Here is a 17051-nt window from a genome sequence, read left to right as displayed (position 1 = left end):
ATCGACGGGAAAACAGGGACACTTATACCGCCGGCCTAGTTCTTCGGAGCGCTCTTCGGCGCAACGACGATAGAAACGCGGCCTGTCTGTCCGTTCTTGCAGCTTTCCAGCTGGGCCTGACCGCTCTTCATCTGCACGGTCAGCTTGCAACCGACGCCAACATTATCGCCCTGCGAGAGAACGACCTTGCTGCCGGTCAGAACCAGAACCTGCGTCTTCATGTCGAACGTGCCATGGTCGCCCGTGGCAACCTGATCTTCGGACTTCACGTAGACCTTGTCGTTGACCTCGATGTGGTCGATGTCCTGGGCGCCTGCGCCCGCAGGCGCGGCTGCCTTGGTCTCTGTTTTGGCGGCTGCCTTGTCGGCGGCTTTTTCCGCGTCGGTCTTTTCCGGCTTCTTGACGTAGTAAACGATCATGGAGCCCGCCTTCATCAGCGTCGTTCCCTGGGTGACCGTTACATTGCCGGTGAAGGTGGCAGTACCCACATCATTATGCACGTCGAGGCGATCGGAATCGATCTGAATGGGCTGATCACTCGAAAGCTTCATGCCGTTGTTCAGGCCGCCGGCCTTGCTCGCATCCTGCGCTGCAACAGGACCAATCATGGAGGATGCCCAAATGCCCAATGCAACAGTCGAAATGCTGATCAGTCTTGTCCCGCGCGACATTGTCTCAATCTCCTAAATCCGGGATATCCCCACCTGGCCGGCAATCACTGCGGTGATTTGGCTTCGTTGCGACCTTCATGCAGCTTTGCGGGCTGAATGACAAGCCTGACCCCCTTTTCAAAGACCATTACTTTGCCACTCTGAGTAATTTTCATACTGTCTGCGACGATACTGGCACTGCTATTTTCGATCTTGACAGGCTGATCGGTCGACATCGAGTTTTCTTGTATATTGATATCGGCGGATTTCAACTGTGCTTTCATGCCGTCCGAGGTTGTCAGCGTTATGTTGTTGTCAAGCTTCAACTGGCGGTTGGCATTGTCGTAAAGGCCGCCCTTGGCGTTGACCTGCGCCCGCAGATCCTGGCCAACCGGAATTTCCGCGCTGATATTCTCAAGCGTGATCAGCGAGCTGTTGCCGACATCCTGCAGCGCCCGTTCCGCACTCATCTTGTAGGGAAGCTTGTCCTTGGTAAAGCCATCCAGCTTGGGATTGGTCATGACCAGCTTGCCATCCTGAATGCCGGCACTGTCCAATGTGATATTGCTCGGGATGTTCGTCGTGGAGAAAAATGTGAACCAGGAGAAAACCGCAGCGCCGATCACGGCGACGGCAGGCAAGGCAAATTTCATGAAGCGCACGCGCCGCGAATGGCGTTCCGCAGCGCGAAAAACGTGCGAATCCTTCTCGGTGGCAGAAAATTGCCGCGCAACTTCCGCATGCTGCGCAGCAGCCGCTGTTGCATCGCCGTTTGGATGCGTATGTTTCAGTTCAATGGACATGTATTGGCTATACTACCGATTGCGATGTGTTGGCGCCCTGTTAGTTGAACGCCAATATGGTTATTTTTCGATGAAATGAACCAGGGTCTATGGGACACGTTGCATTTGATCGAACAAATATGCCGTCATCCGTTCATATACAAGGTGCAGCGCCAATTGCCTATATGGGGCAATGTGCTGAACCCCGGGGTCTGGACTTCCTCGGAATGTTGCCGCAGAAGAATGCTTGCACTGAATTGCACAGGAAACGGACGATACGATGGCAAACACAGCTGACGCAATCATCGACAGGCGCCGTCTCCGGCGCAAGCTGACATTCTGGCGTGTGCTTTCCCTTCTGGTTGTCGCGCTCGCCCTGATCGGGCTTTACGGATTTCTCTCCGGTTCCGACCGCCTTTCCGGCAAAACCGCAGCGCATATCGCCAAAATCCGTGTTGAAGGCACGATTTTCGAGAATGACGAACTCATCAAGCGTCTGGGCGAAGTCGCCGATTCCACCGCTGTGAAGGGCGTCATTCTTTCGGTGGATTCACCGGGCGGCACCACGGCGGGCGGCGAAGCCATCTATGAGGCCGTGCGCAAGATTGCCGCGAAAAAGCCGGTTGTTGCGCAGGTCGGAACATTGGCGGCCTCGGCAGGCTACATGATTGCCAGCGGTTCGGACCATATTGTCGCACGCCAATCCTCCATCGTCGGATCGATCGGCGTGCTGTTCCAGTATCCCGATATTTCCGAGCTGCTGACGAAGGTCGGCGTCAAGGTGGAGACAATCAAATCCAGTCCGCTGAAAGCCGAACCGAACTTTTTCAACCCGGCCAGCGACGAAGCCAAAGCCATGATCCATCGCATGATCATGGATTCCTATGACTGGTTCGTCGGAATCGTTCAGGAACGGCGCAATTTCACCCGCGAACAGACGCTTGCGCTGGCAGATGGATCGGTCTTCACCGGCAGACAGGCGCTGGCCAACAAACTCATCGACGAACTTGGCGGGGAAGACAAGTCGATTGCCTGGCTGAAAACCAAGGGCGTTGACGAGAAATTGCCCGTCATCGAATGGAAACCCGCACAAAAGACAACTTTCAGCTCGTTTCTATCCCAATCCGCGCTGAAAATGCTGGCACAATATCTCGGTATTCCGCAGGAAAGCACCGGGTTGCTGCGCGATTTGACCGGAGATCGCATCTTCCTTGACGGGCTCGTTTCTGTTTGGCACGTTGACGGCAGGCCCGTAGGGGCGCAATAGAATATTTAAGCTTACAGGATCAGTGACATAGTCATAATGGCCGTGTCATTTGAACTTGAACCAGAAGGGGATTATGCCGTGATCAAATCAGAGCTCGTCCAGATCATTGCCAACCGCAATCCGCACCTGTTTCAACGCGATGTCGAGAATATCGTCGGCGCCATTTTCGACGAGATCACCGACGCTCTTGCGGAAGGGAATCGGGTCGAGCTTCGTGGCTTCGGTGCATTCTCGGTGAAAAACCGTCCCGCCCGCAGCGGCCGCAATCCCCGCACCGGCGACAGCGTCGAGGTCGAGGAAAAGTGGGTGCCATTCTTCAAGACCGGCAAAGAGCTGCGCGACCGGCTGAACGCCGACTGAATGTAGCAACAAGCTGGGGCGGCCTCATAGCCTGATGATACGTGAAGTGCTGTTACCCTGGAGAGAGATATGATCAATCGCGTCGTTGTCGTCCTCATTCTCGTGCCGCTGGCAGTGATCCTGATTGCACTGTCGGTGGCCAATCGCGGGCTGGTGACCTTTACGATCGATCCGTTCAATCCGGGCAATCCCGGCCTGTCCTATGCCGCACCCCTCTTCGTCTGGCTGTTTCTCGCTCTCTTCGTCGGGCTGATCCTTGGCAGTTTCGCCACCTGGATCAACCAGGGCCGGCACCGCAAACTGGCGCGCCAGCGCAAGCAGGAGACCGAACTCCTGCGCATGGAAGCGCGGAAATCGGCGGCCACGCAGTCCACGCCCAACCTTCCCTCTCTGCACTAAGCAGCATATTTTCAAGGATTTGCAATGAAACTGGTCTCTCCGGCTGACGTCGACGGGCTGTTGAACTGGCCGGACATGATCAACGCCATTGAAACGGCGTTCCGTCAGGGCGTTATCCAGCCCGTGCGCCACCATCACACGGTTGATCGCCCCGATGGCGCCGCATCGACGCTTCTGCTGATGCCGGCCTGGTCGGACTTCGACGCGCTCGGCGATTCGTCGAAAGGCTATATGGGCGTCAAGATCGTCACGGTATCGCCTGACAATGGGGCCATTGCCAAACCGGCCGTCATGGGCGTCTATCTGCTGCTCGACGGCAAGACCGGGGAACCCAAGGCCCTGATCGATGGCCAGCGTTTGACCACATGGCGCACCGCAGGCGCCTCCGCCCTTGCCGCCCGCTATCTCGCCCGCGAAGATGCATCCAAACTGGTCATCCTTGGCGCCGGCGCGCTCTCGGGCTTTCTTGCCCGTGCGCACAGCTCCGTCAGACCGATCCGCGAGATTTCCATCTGGAACCGCAGTATCGACAATGCGCGCAAAGTGGCGGCGGATCTCGTCGCTGACGGGTTCAACGCCAAGGCGGTCACCGACAAGGATGCGGCCATCGCCGATGCCGATATTATCGCCGCTGGCACACTGTCGACCGAACCGCTCATTCTCGGCAGGCATCTGAAGAAGGGCGCGCATGTCGATCTTATCGGTGCCTTTACCCCCGCCATGCGGGAAAGCGACGATGAGTGCGTCAAGCGCGCGCGGGTGTTTGTCGACACCAGGGAAGGCGCGCTGACGGAAGGCGGCGACCTTGTTCAGCCGATCAAGGCGGGCGTCATCGGCGACAGCCATGTGATCGGCGATCTGTTCGATCTCACCCGCGGAACGGTGAAGGGGCGTCAGTCGCCCGATGAAATCACGCTGTTCAAGTCGGTCGGCGCTGCGCTGGAAGACCTTGCCGCCGGCATTCTGGTCTATGAAAAGGCGATTGCAGCCTCTGCCTGAGTGTTTTTGCTTTCGCCTTTCCTCATCTTGGCATAGGAAACCACCATTGAACGATGGCCAAGGGCATATGAGGGCATAACGGTTTGAAATCGTCTGGCGGAAAAATCAGGAAGGCCAAGGGCACCGGCCCGAAAGGCGCGGGACCGAAAGCTGCGCCGCACAGGCAGCAGGCGACAAAACCCCGCCCGCAATTTGCCAAACCCTCTGCCCCGGCGGACAGTGATGCGCGCGTCAAGGCAGCGCCCCGTTCCGAACCGCTGCCCAAGCGGGTTCTGACCCGCCATACCGGCCCGCGCCCGACAGAAAAGACCGGCCTGATCCTCGAAACGCTGCCCTCCGATGATTACGCCCTGCTCGACAGCGGCAACGGCCTCAAGCTCGAGCAATATGGTCCCTACCGGATCATCCGCCCGGAAGGCCAGGCCATCTGGCTCCCGGCCTGGAACAAGGCCGAGTGGGACAAGGCTGACGCGATCTTTACCGGCAATACGGATGAGGAAGGCGTCGGACGCTGGCATTTCCCCAAGGTGCCGCTCGGCGAAACCTGGCCGCTTGCCTATGAGGGCATTCCCTTCTTCGGCCGCTTTACCTCCTTCCGGCATGTGGGCGTGTTTCCCGAACAGGGAACGCACTGGTCGCATATGGACAGCCTCATTCGCGGTGCAAAGCGCCCGGTGAAGGTGCTCAATCTTTTCGGCTATACCGGCGTCGCCTCGCTCGTTGCCGCACGTGCGGGCGCCGAGGTGACCCATGTCGATGCATCCAAGAAGGCAATCGTCTGGGCCCGCGAAAACCAGGAAATGGCCGGACTTTCCGGCAAGCCCATCCGCTGGATTTGCGAGGATGCGATGAAGTTCGTTGCCCGCGAAGAGCGGCGCGGCAGCGGTTATGACATCATCCTGCTGGATCCGCCCGCCTATGGCCGCGGCCCGAATGGCGAGGTCTGGCAGCTCTTCGACAATCTGCCCGATATGGTCGATTTGTGCCGGTCGATCCTGACGCCCAATCCGCTCGGCGTGGTGCTGACCGCCTATTCCATCCGCGCATCGTTCTTTGCCATTCACGAGCTGATGCGCGATGCCTTTACCGGTCTTGGCGGCGAAGTGCAGTCCGGCGAACTGATCCTGCGCGAACGGTCTTCCGGGCGCGCCCTTTCCACGTCCCTGTTCAGCCGCTGGGGTGCCAAATGACCAGACATGACGACCGCCAGCACGGCAGCTCCATCGCGCGGCCCGGCAAGGTCAAGGAAGTCACCAGCCTGACCAACCCGATCGTCAAGGATCTGCGATCCCTGGCGCTGAAGAAGTTCCGCGACCAGCAGGGGGTGTTTCTGGCCGAAGGCCTGAAACTCGTCATCGACGCGCTCGATCTCGGCTGGGTCATCAAGACGCTTGTCTATTCCAAGGCTGGCAAGGGCAATTCCCTTGTCGAGCAGGTGGCAGCCCGCACGATTGCCAAGGGCGGTGACGTGCTCGAGGTAAACGAGAAGGTGATTTCCGCCATCACCCGGCGCGACAATCCGCAAATGGTCGTCGGCGTGTTCGAGCAGCAGCTGCAGCCCCTATCGGCCACCCGACCGCAGGGCAACGATGTTTATGTTGCGCTCGACCGGGTGCGCGATCCGGGCAATCTCGGCACGATCATCCGGACAGCCGATGCGGCAGGTGCCAAGGGTATCATTCTGATCGGCGACACCACGGATCCGTTTTCGCTCGAAACCGTGCGCGCTACAATGGGTTCGGTCTTTGCCGTCCCGCTGATACGCACGAACGAAACGGAATTCCTTTCCTGGCGAAAGGGATTTTCGGGACTCATCGTCGGCACGCACCTCAAGGGCGCTGTCGACTACCGGACGATTCCCTACAAGGGCAAGCCGGTCATTCTGCTGATGGGCAATGAGCAGCAGGGCCTCCCGGACACGCTGGCCTCAACCTGTGACAAGCTGGCCCGCATTCCCCAGGAAGGCCGGGCGGATTCGCTCAATCTCGCCATTGCCACCGGCGTCATGCTGTTCGAGATCCGCCGCGAGGCGTTGACACTCGATGGCAGCAAACAGGATAAATAACCCCCATGAAAAGCAAATCCTTCTTCGGCCTGCTGGCGATTGTGGTGCTTGCCGTGGCGAGCGACCAGATCGTCAAATATCTCGTCGAGACCGGCATGGATTACCAGCAGCAGATCGATCTGCTGCCATTTCTGGCGCTTTTTCGTGTTCACAATAATGGCATTGCATTTTCGATGCTCAGCGGCATGCACGACCTCGCCCTGATCGGCTTGACCGTCGTCGTCATCGCCTTTGTCAGCTATCTCTGGTGGAGCACCGTACCGGCACGCTGGATCTCGCGCATCGGCTTTGCGCTGATCATCGGCGGTGCCATCGGCAATCTGATCGACCGCAGCCTGCTTGGCTATGTCGTTGATTATATTCTTTTCCATCTGCCGTCATGGTCATTTGCCGTCTTCAATCTGGCCGATGCCTACATTTCCGTCGGCGCCGCACTGGTCGTGCTTGAAGAAATTTTTGTCTGGCTGCGCGAGCGCAAGACACCAAAGGGGCAAGCTGGGGGAAACTGAGGAAAACCCAGCATCTGCGGTGTCTCCCGCGTCATGTGCCCGTCATCCAATTGTTGTATTCAAGCATCTAGTGATTGCCGATCAACCATGATGAGAGCGAATCGTTATGAGCTTCGCCTTGCTTGAACCTGCGTCTATCTTTAAAGATCAGCACACGATGTCGCAGGTTGATTCAACACCCTCGCCGTTTACGGCGCCACACCTTGTCGCGGTGCTTGGACGCATTGGGACGATGGAAGTTTGCCTTGCGCAAACCGAAGCCGAAATCGTCTCTGCCCAGCAGCTGCGTTTCAAGGTATTTTTCGATGAACTCGGTGCCAAGGGCTCGGCTACCCTGGAACAACGCGACGCAGACCGTTTCGATCCCGTATGCGATCACCTCCTGGTTTATGATACCTCGATCATTGGCCCCAAGCACAAGCAGATCGTCGGCACCTACCGGCTGATGCGCTCGGAAGTTGCCCACAAAACAGGCGGTTTTTACTCGGCTAGCGAATATACGATCGACAGTCTGGTTGCTGCCAAGCCGCAGATGCATTTCCTTGAGCTCGGCCGGTCCTGTGTTTTGCCGGAATACCGCTCGAAGCGCACAGTCGAACTGCTGTGGCAGGGCATCTGGAGCTATTGCCGGTATCACTCCATCGACGTGATGTTCGGCTGCGCATCCTTCCAGGGAACGGTGCCTGCGGCGCACGCCCTGCCGCTGTCGTTCCTGCATCACAATTGCCGTGCAACGCCGGACTGGGATGTCCAGGCCCTGCCATCGCTGTATCAGCCGATGGACCTCGTTCCCAGCGAAGCGGTCAATCCGAAGGTTGCCCTGTTTGCCATGCCGCCATTGATCAAGGGTTATCTGCGCCTTGGTGCCATGATCGGTGACGGTGCGGTGGTGGATCATGATTTCGGCACGACCGATGTGCTGATCATTCTGCCGGTCAGCCGCATTTCCACCCGCTACGTCAGCCATTACATCTCGAACGCCAAGCGTTTCGACTGAAATTCCACTTTCGCCTCATGCAGGACGAACATCATCTGTGGAGAAAACCGCCGATGATGCGCCTGCACGGTGTGTAAAGTTCCCGATAGCGCATAGATTGGTCTTCTGATCGGAATCGGTCAAAATCAGGAGAACGTCTTGGCCGACATGCCATTCACTGCGGAAACACCATCCTATGAGGCTGACAGCTCGGCGCGCCCAACGCCGATGATGGAGCAGTATATCGAGATCAAGGCGACCAATCCGGACAGCCTGCTGTTTTACCGGATGGGCGATTTCTACGAGCTGTTCTTCGACGATGCGATTGCCGCGTCGCGTGCACTCGGAATCACGCTGACCAAGCGCGGCAAGCATCTGGGCGAGGATATCCCGATGTGCGGCGTGCCGGTGCATGCGGCGGACGACTATCTGCAGAAGCTGATCATGCGCGGCTTCCGGGTTGCGGTGTGCGAACAGGTGGAAGACCCGGCTGAAGCGCGCAAGCGTGGATCGAAATCCGTGGTGAAGCGCGATGTCGTGCGGCTGGTCACCCCCGGCACGCTCACCGAGGAAAAGCTGCTCGATCCCTCCGAAGCCAACTATCTCATGACGCTGGGACGGGTGAAAGGCGCAGCGCAGGGCCAGTTCGCCCTCGCCTGGATCGATATTTCCACCGGCACGTTCCGGGTCAGCGAAACCGATCCGTCGCGGCTGCTTGCCGATATTCTGCGCGTCGATCCGCGCGAACTGATCGTTGCCGATCCGGTGTTTCACGATCCGGACCTGCGCCCGACATTCGATGTCATCGGGCGCTCGGTCAGCCCGCAGCCGCCGAGCCTTTTCGACAGCGCCACGGCGGAAAACCGCATACAGCGCTATTTCGACGTGGCCACGCTCGACGGCTTCGGACATTTTTCGCGCGCCGAACTGTCAGCCATATCGGGCGCCATTGCCTATGTGGAAAAGACACAGATTTCGGAACGACCGCCGCTGATGCGGCCCGAGCGGGAATCGGAAGGCTCCACGCTTTTCATCGACCCGGCCACCCGCGCCAATCTGGAAATGCTGCGCACCTTGTCGGGCAATCGCGACGGCAGCCTGCTCAAATCCATTGACCGCACGGTTACCGGCGGCGGCGCCCGGCTGTTGGCCGAGCGGCTGACCTCGCCGCTGACAAAACCCGCCGCCATTGCGGAGCGGCTCGATTCCGTCTCCTGCTTTCTCGCCGGACAATCCCTCGCCGATCTGGCCCGCGAAGCATTGAAGGGCGTGCCGGACATGCCCCGCGCCCTGTCGCGCCTTGCCGTCGGGCGCGGCGGTCCGCGCGATCTCGGCGCACTCGCGCGCGGACTCGAGGCTGCCGCCCAAATCGCTTCTTTCCTGGGCAGGGAAGTGCTTCCCGCTGAACTCTCCGCCGTTCGGGATTGCCTTGGCAGCCTGCCCCACGACTATGCCGCTCACCTTGACCGGGCGCTCGACGATGAACTGCCTCTGCTGAAGCGTGACGGCGGCTTCGTGCGGCCCGGATACAATACAGAACTCGATGAGATGCGCGCCTTGCGCGACCACTCCCGCCGCATCATTGCCGGTCTCCAGGCCGATTACATGGATCTGACCGGCATCCGCTCGCTCAAGATCAAGCACAACAATGTGCTTGGCTATTTCATCGAGGTCACGGCGAACAACGCATCCGTGATGACCGACACGGACGAGGCCAAGGGCAAATTCATCCATCGTCAGACCATCGCCAATGCGATGCGGTTCACGACAACGGAGCTCGCCGAACTCGAAACCAAGATCGCCAATGCCGCCGAACGGGCTTTGTCGATTGAACTGGGCATTTTCGACGTGCTGACCGGGGAAACGGTTGCCAATGCCGATGCAATCCGCGCCGGCGCAGCAGCGCTGGCAACCCTCGATGTGTCGGCATCGCTCGCTGCCCTTGCCGAAGAACAGGGCTATTGCCGCCCGCTGGTCGATGACACCCTCGCTTTCGAGATCGTTGCCGGACGTCACCCCGTCGTGGAACAGTCGCTGCGCCGGCAGGCGGCCAATCCATTCGTTGCCAATGACTGCAATCTCTCGCCCGAGGGTGCGGCCAAAGGCGCGATCTGGCTCCTGACCGGACCGAACATGGGCGGTAAATCGACATTCCTGCGCCAGAACGCATTGATTGCCATATTGGCGCAGATGGGATCGTTCGTCCCGGCCGGTTCGGCGCATATCGGCATTGTCGACCGGCTGTTCTCGCGCGTCGGCGCATCGGACGATCTGGCGCGCGGCCGGTCGACCTTCATGGTGGAGATGGTGGAAACAGCCGCCATCCTCAATCAGGCCAGCGACCATTCCCTGGTCATTCTCGATGAGATCGGCCGCGGCACCGCGACCTTCGACGGCCTGTCGATCGCCTGGGCGGCAGTGGAATATCTGCACGAGAAGAACCAGTGCCGGGCGATTTTCGCCACGCATTTCCATGAAATGACCTCGCTTTCGGAAAAGCTGACGCGCCTGAGCAATGTCACCATGCGGGTGAAGGAGTGGGACGGCGACGTCGTCTTCCTGCATGAGGTGGCCAAGGGCGCCGCAGACCGCTCCTATGGCGTGCAGGTGGCGCGGCTGGCCGGATTGCCGGAAGCCGTGGTCAACCGCGCCCGCGACGTTCTGCATCAGCTGGAAGCCGGTGAAACCTCGGGTAAGGCTGACAAGCTGATCGATGACCTGCCGCTGTTCTCGGTCGAGGTCAAACGCGAGGTGAAAGCGCCTGCCAAAGGCAAGGACAGTGCGCTGCTGGCAGCCCTTTCGACGGTCAATCCCGATGAAATGACGCCGCGCGAGGCGCTTGACGCGCTCTACCGGTTGAAAGGCCTCGCCACAAACCCGACATCGTGAAGACTTGGGGGCACGCTTGCCCCTGGCGGACACAGTGTCTTCAAAGGTAAGCATTTCGTTTATGGCAAATACGCGCTATAGCGTGCGGCCATCATTCATAAAGTCGTGTTCATGAGCGCAGACCTGAAACTGGAACAGATCGTCAGTCCGGCCAAACTTCATCGTCAGTTTGAAGATCTGGTCAAGGCGGCAAAAAAACAAGGCGCCGCTTCCGTCAATCGCAATGACGTGCTGCAGCTCCTGAAAGAGACACTCGTTTCGGGTCGCAAGACTGCCGAGGAGATGTTGAAAAAGGACGGCGGCGGCACACGCTGCTCCGTGCGCCTGTCCTATCTGATGGACCAGATCATTTCGGCGCTCTACGATTTTGCAATCACCCATGTCTATCATTCGGTCAATCCATCCACGGCTGAACGGATGACGGTGGTGGCGGTTGGCGGCTACGGCCGCGGCGGGCTGGCGCCCGGTTCCGATATCGACCTTCTGTTCCTGCTGCCCTACAAGCAGACCCCGTGGGGCGAGCAGGTGGTCGAGTATATCCTCTATATGCTCTGGGATATGGGCCTGAAGGTCGGCCACGCCACGCGCAATGTCGACGAATCCATCCGCCAGTCGCTCGCCGACATGACCATCCGCACCAGTATTCTCGAAGCCCGCTACGTCTGCGGCAATGACGAGCTTTTCACCACATTGGTGCGCCGCTTCGATACGGAAGTCGTCAAGGGGACGGGACCGGCCTTCATCGAGGCGAAGCTGACCGAGCGCAACGAACGGCACCGCAAGGCCGGTGCGACCCGCTATCTCGTCGAACCGAACGTCAAGGAAGGCAAAGGCGGCCAGCGCGATCTGCACACGCTGTTCTGGATCGCCAAATATTACTACCACGTCAAGACCAGTGACGAACTGGTCAAGCTCGGGGTGTTGTCGCGCGCCGAGCACAATATTTTCCGCAAGGCCGAAGACCTTTTATGGGCCGTGCGCTGCCATATGCATTTCTATACCGGCAAGGCGGAGGAAAGGCTGTCCTTCGATATCCAGAGCGAGATTGCCCAGCGGCTCGGCTATACGGCACATCCCGGTCAGCGCGATGTCGAGCGCTTCATGAAGCACTACTTCCTTGTCGCCAAGGAAGTGGGCGACCTGACGCGCATCATCTGCGCCGCGCTGGAAGAAGAACAGGCAAAGCATGTGCCCGGTTTCAACCGGATTTTCCTCACCTTCTCGCGCCGCAAGCGCAAACTGCCGGGAACGTCGGATTTCGTCGTCGACAACCACCGCATCACCATCGCCAATGACGGCGTTTTCCAGAAGGATCCGGTCAACCTCATCCGCCTGTTCCACCTGGCCGATCAGCATGGGCTCGAACTCCACCCCGATGCGATGCAGCTGGTGACCCGTTCCCTGTCGCTGATCAAGGCGGATTTGCGCGAAAATCCCGAGGCCAACCGCCTGTTTCTTGAAATCCTGACTTCCGAGCGCAATCCCGAACTCATCCTGCGGCGCATGAACGAATCCGGCGTTCTCGGCAGGTTCATCCCGGATTTCGGCAAGGTCGTCGCGATGATGCAGTTCAACATGTATCATCACTACACGGTCGACGAGCATCTCTTGCGCTGCATCGCCGTATTGTCCGAGATCGATCACGGCGACCTCAGCAATGAGCATCCGCTGGCCAACCAGATCATGCCAGCCCTGAAAAAGGACCGCAAACTCCTCTACGTCGCCCTTTTGCTGCATGATATCGCCAAGGGCCGGCCGGAGGACCACTCACTTGCCGGTGCGCGCATCGCCAAACGCGTCTGCCCGCGCCTGGGCTTGTCCAAGTCCGATACGGAAACCGTGTCGTGGCTGGTCGAGCAGCACCTGACCATGAGCATGGTCGCCCAGTCGCGCGATCTCAATGACCGCAAGACCATCGAGGACTTCGCTGAAATCGTCCAGACGCTCGACCGGATGAAACTGCTGCTGATCCTCACCGTGTGCGATATCAAGGCGGTCGGGCCGGGCGTGTGGAACGGCTGGAAGGGCCAGTTGCTGCGCACCCTGTTCTACGAAACCGAACTGATGCTGACCGGCGGTTTCTCGGAAGTGTCGCGCAAGGAACGCACCGACCACGCCCGCGCCCAGCTCGAACATGCCCTGTCATCCTTGCCGCAGCTCGAGCGCCAGTCCTATCTTGCCCTGCACTATCAGAACTACCTGCTGACGGTCAGCCTCGACGACCAGATCCGCCATGCCAATTTCGTGCGCGAATCCGACAGTTCGGAAAAAACCCTGGCGACCATGGTCAAAACCCATGACTTCGAGGGCGTCACCGAAATCACGGTGCTCTCGCCCGATCATCCGCGCCTTCTGTCGATCATCGCCGGCGCCTGCGCTGCCGCCGGCGCCAATATCGTCGACGCGCAGATCTTCACCACGAGCGACGGCCGCGCGCTCGATACGATCCTGATCAGCCGCGAATTCCCGACCGATGACGACGAGCGCCGCCGCGCCATGCGGGTTGGCCGCCTGATCGAGGATGTGCTGTCCGGCAAATCCTACCTGCCGGAGATGCTGGCATCGCGCACCAAGCCGAAACGCGCGGTCAAGGCGTTCCGCATCACGCCGCGCGTCGAAATCAACAACACGCTGTCGAACAAGTTCACCGTCATCGAGGTCGAGGGGCTGGACCGTCCGGGCCTGCTCTCCGAGATCACCGGCGTCATTTCCGACCTGTCGCTCGACATCGCCTCGGCGCATGTGACGACGTTCGGCGAAAAGGTCATCGACGTGTTCTACGTCACCGATCTTGTCGGCCACCAGGTCACCAACGGGGCGCGGCAGAACCGCATCCGCAAGAAGCTGCTCGCCCTGTTCGGCGAAGGCGATATCACCACGGCCCAGCCGCAGCGGCACAACATCCTGATGTCTGCAGAATAGGTTCAGCACCCATGTTTATTCGGAATCTGGAACAGATATGAGTCTGGTCAAAAAATTCGCGACGGTGGCCTCCGGCACCCTGATGAGCCGTGTCTTCGGGCTGACGCGTGAAATGCTGATGGCAGCGGCGCTTGGCACCGGCCCCGTCGCCGATGCCTTCAATGCCGCCTTCCGTTTCCCCAACACCTTCCGCCGCCTGTTTGCCGAGGGCGCGTTCAACGCGGCCTTCGTCCCGCTGTTTGCCAAGGAGATCGAGGCGAACGGCATGGATGGGGCAAAGCGCTTCTCCGAGGAGGTGTTCGGCGTCCTGTTCACCGTGCTGATGGCGCTAACCATTCTGATGGAACTGTCGATGCCGCTGATCGTGCGCACGGTGATCGCGCCTGGCTTCCTCGACGATCCGACCAAGTTCGGCAATACGGTGTCGATGGCGATCATCATGTTTCCCTATCTGGCCTGCATGTCGCTGGCGGCGATGATGAGCGGCATGCTGAACTCGCTGCACCGCTATTTTGCCGCTGCCGTCGCTCCGGTTTTCCTCAACGTGATCCTGATCGGCGTGCTCGCCTATGCCTGGTACAAGGGCCATGACGGCATCACGATCGGCTATGGCCTCTCCTGGGGCGTCATGGCGGCGGGACTGGTGCAACTGGCCATCGTCTGGTTTGCCGTGCGCAATGCCGGCATTTCCATCGGCTTCCGGCTGCCGCACTTCACGCCGAATGTGCGGCGCCTCTTGGTGCTGGCCCTGCCCGCCGCCATCACCGGCGGCATCACCCAGATCAACCTTCTGGTGAACACGAACATCGCTTCCGGCAAGGAGGGCGCGGTGACGTCGCTCGCCAATGCCGACCGCGTCTATCAGCTGCCCCTCGGCGTGGTGGGTATTGCCGTTGCAACGGTGCTGCTGCCCGAGCTTGCCCGTGCATTGCGCTCCGGCAACCACAGGGAAGCCGGCAGTCTGCAGAACCGGTCGGTGGAGTTCATCCTGTTTCTGACGCTGCCGGCAGCGGCGGCGCTGCTTGTCATGTCCGAGCCGATCATCCGCCTGCTGCTCGAGCGCGGTGAATTCACCGCCGAATCGACGCGGCGCGTGTCCAATATTCTCGCGGTCTACGGCCTTGGCCTGCCCGCCTTCGTGCTGATCAAGGCTTTCATTCCCGGCTTCTTCGCCCGCGAAGACACCAAGACACCGATGATCTATGCAGCGGTTTCCGTTGTTATCAATGTCAGCATGGCGCTGACGCTGTTTCCGCTGATGGCCGAAACCGGCATTGCTACGGCCGAAGTGACGGCCGGGTGGGTCAATGCCATTCTCCTCTTCGCAACGCTGGTGTGGCGCGGGCATTGGGGCCGCGACATTCCGCTGCTTACCCGCATTCCACGCCTGATCTTTTCGGCGGCGGCCATGGCTGTTGCCCTGTATTACGCCATCCATTGGGCCAAGCCCTATCTTGCCTCCCATACGCCGGTGCATATCCAGGCGCCCGTGGTCTTCGGCCTGATCATGCTGTCGATGGTTGTCTATTTCATCCTGGCCTTCGCAACCGGCGGCGCCAGTTTCAGCATGATCCGCCGCAATGTGAAACGCGGCGCCAAAGCACCGGTTGTGCCGCCGGAGGGCCCTGCGGCATGAGCCGGCATATCGGTATGGTCACCCTGGTCGTCCGCGATTATGACGAGGCGATTGCCTGGTACACCGGGGTGCTCGGCTTTTCGCTGGTCGGCGATACCGCCCTGTCGCCGACGAAGCGCTGGGTTGTTGTCGCACCTGAAAAGGATGGAGCAAAAATCCTGCTGGCACAGGCCGATGACGATGCGCAAACCGCCAGCATCGGCAATCAGACGGGCGGGCGGGTCGCGCTGTTTCTCCATACGGATGACTTCACCACAGACCACGCGGCGATGGTGAAAAGCGGCGTGCATTTTCTCGAGGAACCGCGCCATGAAGCCTATGGCAGCGTTGCGGTGTTTGAAGACCTTTACGGCAACACGTGGGATCTTCTGCAGCTCAAATAGCTCGTGCGGTCCCGATAGGGCTTGAATAGAGCGCCCTGCTCTGCCAAAACCTCCTCTCCATTGCCACCGGGCCGGAACGGCCCGGTCCCCGAACGATCAAGGACTGTTCATGAGCACGTTTGAGCCGCTCGTCTTTTCCGGTGTCCAGCCAACCGGTAATCTGCATCTCGGCAACTATCTGGGAGCGGTGCGGCGTTGGGTTGCCTTGCAGGAAAACAACAATTGCATCTACTGCGTGGTCGACCAGCACGCCATCACGCAGGCGGTTTCCGTCTGGGGCGGTCCGGCCGAGCTGCAGCGCAACACGCGCGAAGTAACCGCCGCGTTCCTCGCCGCCGGCATTGATGCCGAGAAGCATATTGTCTTCAACCAGAGCCGCGTGCGCCAGCATGCAGAGCTTGCCTGGGTGTTCAATTGCATCGCGCGCATGGGCTGGCTGAACCGCATGACCCAGTTCAAGGACAAGGCAGGCAAGGACCGCGAGAACGCCTCGGTCGGCCTCTTCGCCTACCCCAACCTGATGGCGGCCGATATCCTTGTCTACCGCGCCACCCATGTGCCCGTCGGCGAAGACCAGAAGCAGCATCTGGAGCTGACACGCGACATCGCCCAGAAATTCAACACGGACTTCTCCGATCGCATTGCGGAACTCGGCCTCGGCATCGAGACCCAGTCCGGCGATGAAACGATCCAGAGCTTTTTCCCGCTGACCGAACCGGTCATCGGCGGTCCGGCTGCGCGGGTGATGAGCCTGCGCGACGGCACGAAGAAGATGTCGAAATCCGATCCATCAGACCTGTCGCGCATCAACCTGACCGATGACGAGGACACGATTTCGAAGAAGATCCGCAAGGCGAAGACGGATTCCGAGCCTTTGCCATCGGATATCGAGGGCCTGAACGATCGCCCGGAAGCCGACAATCTCGTCGGCATCTATGCCGCCCTGACCGATACGGACAAGGCAGGCGTCATCCGCGATTTCGGCGGCCAGCAGTTCTCCGTGTTCAAGCCGGCGCTGGCTGATCTGGCGGTGGCAAAGCTTGCGCCGATTGCCAGCGAGATGCGCCGCCTTTCCGCCGATACCGCCTATATCGATTCCGTACTGAAAAATGGCGGCGAGCGTGCAGCTATATTGGCGGAGAAGACGATGCGCAATGTGCGTGATATTGTCGGATTCCTTCAGGATTAGTCTCAACAGGCAGGGCAGGTTGAAC

At 59.7% G+C, this 17051-nt stretch carries 15 protein-coding genes; 13 read left to right on the top strand and 2 right to left on the bottom strand.

The features are described from left to right. Positions 1 to 35: 35 nt before the first annotated feature. Positions 36 to 671: an LptA/OstA family protein gene (locus ACZ5FP_RS04180; RefSeq protein WP_288192577.1), complete on the bottom strand. Its 636-nt coding sequence runs from the start codon at positions 669 to 671 to the stop codon at positions 36 to 38. Between the two features lie 44 nt (positions 672 to 715). Beyond that, positions 716 to 1453, bottom strand: a complete 738-nt coding sequence (lptC, locus tag ACZ5FP_RS04175; protein WP_223612255.1) for an LPS export ABC transporter periplasmic protein LptC — start codon at positions 1451 to 1453, stop codon at positions 716 to 718. 259 nt (positions 1454 to 1712) lie between these two features. On the opposite strand from lptC, the gene sppA reads away from it, so the two are divergent. From sppA to trpS, 13 genes are all read left to right on the top strand, one after another. Beyond that, positions 1713 to 2699 carry a signal peptide peptidase SppA gene (gene sppA, locus ACZ5FP_RS04170; RefSeq protein ID WP_223612256.1) on the top strand — a complete coding sequence of 329 codons (987 nt, stop codon included), beginning with the start codon at positions 1713 to 1715 and terminating at the stop codon, positions 2697 to 2699. Between the two features lie 78 nt (positions 2700 to 2777). Then, on the top strand, positions 2778 to 3059 hold the full coding sequence (locus tag ACZ5FP_RS04165) for an integration host factor subunit beta (RefSeq protein WP_091878879.1): 282 nt from the start codon (positions 2778 to 2780) through the stop codon (positions 3057 to 3059). Positions 3060 to 3128: 69 nt separating this feature from the next. After that, the gene (locus tag ACZ5FP_RS04160; protein ID WP_105738045.1) at positions 3129 to 3458 is read left to right on the top strand and encodes a LapA family protein; all 330 of its coding nucleotides are present in this window, start codon (positions 3129 to 3131) and stop codon (positions 3456 to 3458) included. A gap of 24 nt (positions 3459 to 3482) precedes the next feature. Continuing rightward, positions 3483 to 4457: a bifunctional Delta(1)-pyrroline-2-carboxylate/Delta(1)-piperideine-2-carboxylate reductase gene (lhpI, locus tag ACZ5FP_RS04155; protein WP_403169228.1), complete on the top strand. Its 975-nt coding sequence runs from the start codon at positions 3483 to 3485 to the stop codon at positions 4455 to 4457. A gap of 83 nt (positions 4458 to 4540) precedes the next feature. Continuing rightward, complete coding sequence (locus ACZ5FP_RS04150; protein WP_464662303.1) at positions 4541 to 5647, top strand: RsmD family RNA methyltransferase; 1107 nt, start codon at positions 4541 to 4543, stop codon at positions 5645 to 5647. Next, complete coding sequence (locus ACZ5FP_RS04145) at positions 5644 to 6522, top strand: TrmH family RNA methyltransferase (RefSeq protein WP_464662301.1); 879 nt, start codon at positions 5644 to 5646, stop codon at positions 6520 to 6522. The genes ACZ5FP_RS04150 and ACZ5FP_RS04145 overlap by 4 nt, the downstream gene beginning before the upstream one ends. A gap of 5 nt (positions 6523 to 6527) precedes the next feature. Further along, positions 6528 to 7031 (top strand): signal peptidase II, encoded by a 504-nt coding sequence (lspA, locus tag ACZ5FP_RS04140; RefSeq protein WP_464662299.1) that lies wholly within the window; start codon positions 6528 to 6530, stop codon positions 7029 to 7031. Between the two features lie 157 nt (positions 7032 to 7188). Further along, a complete protein-coding gene (gene olsB / locus ACZ5FP_RS04135) occupies positions 7189 to 8028 on the top strand; it encodes a l-ornithine N(alpha)-acyltransferase (RefSeq protein ID WP_464662297.1) in 840 nt (279 codons plus the stop codon). A gap of 147 nt (positions 8029 to 8175) precedes the next feature. Next, a complete protein-coding gene (gene mutS / locus ACZ5FP_RS04130) occupies positions 8176 to 10896 on the top strand; it encodes a DNA mismatch repair protein MutS (RefSeq protein ID WP_464663169.1) in 2721 nt (906 codons plus the stop codon). Positions 10897 to 11007: 111 nt separating this feature from the next. Beyond that, complete coding sequence (locus ACZ5FP_RS04125) at positions 11008 to 13818, top strand: [protein-PII] uridylyltransferase (protein ID WP_464662295.1); 2811 nt, start codon at positions 11008 to 11010, stop codon at positions 13816 to 13818. A 37-nt stretch (positions 13819 to 13855) separates the two neighbouring features. Then, positions 13856 to 15454 (top strand): murein biosynthesis integral membrane protein MurJ, encoded by a 1599-nt coding sequence (gene murJ, locus ACZ5FP_RS04120; RefSeq protein WP_464662293.1) that lies wholly within the window; start codon positions 13856 to 13858, stop codon positions 15452 to 15454. Beyond that, on the top strand, positions 15451 to 15837 hold the full coding sequence (locus tag ACZ5FP_RS04115; protein ID WP_346305976.1) for a VOC family protein: 387 nt from the start codon (positions 15451 to 15453) through the stop codon (positions 15835 to 15837). The genes murJ and ACZ5FP_RS04115 overlap by 4 nt, the downstream gene beginning before the upstream one ends. Before the next feature lie 109 nt (positions 15838 to 15946). Beyond that, on the top strand, positions 15947 to 17026 hold the full coding sequence (gene trpS, locus ACZ5FP_RS04110; protein WP_223612263.1) for a tryptophan--tRNA ligase: 1080 nt from the start codon (positions 15947 to 15949) through the stop codon (positions 17024 to 17026). Positions 17027 to 17051 lie beyond the last annotated feature (25 nt).

The sequence above is a fragment of the Phyllobacterium sp. T2-21 genome, from assembly GCF_055378485.1.
Note: the sequence above shows the minus strand (reverse complement) of the source record. Positions and strands in the feature narration are given on the sequence as shown.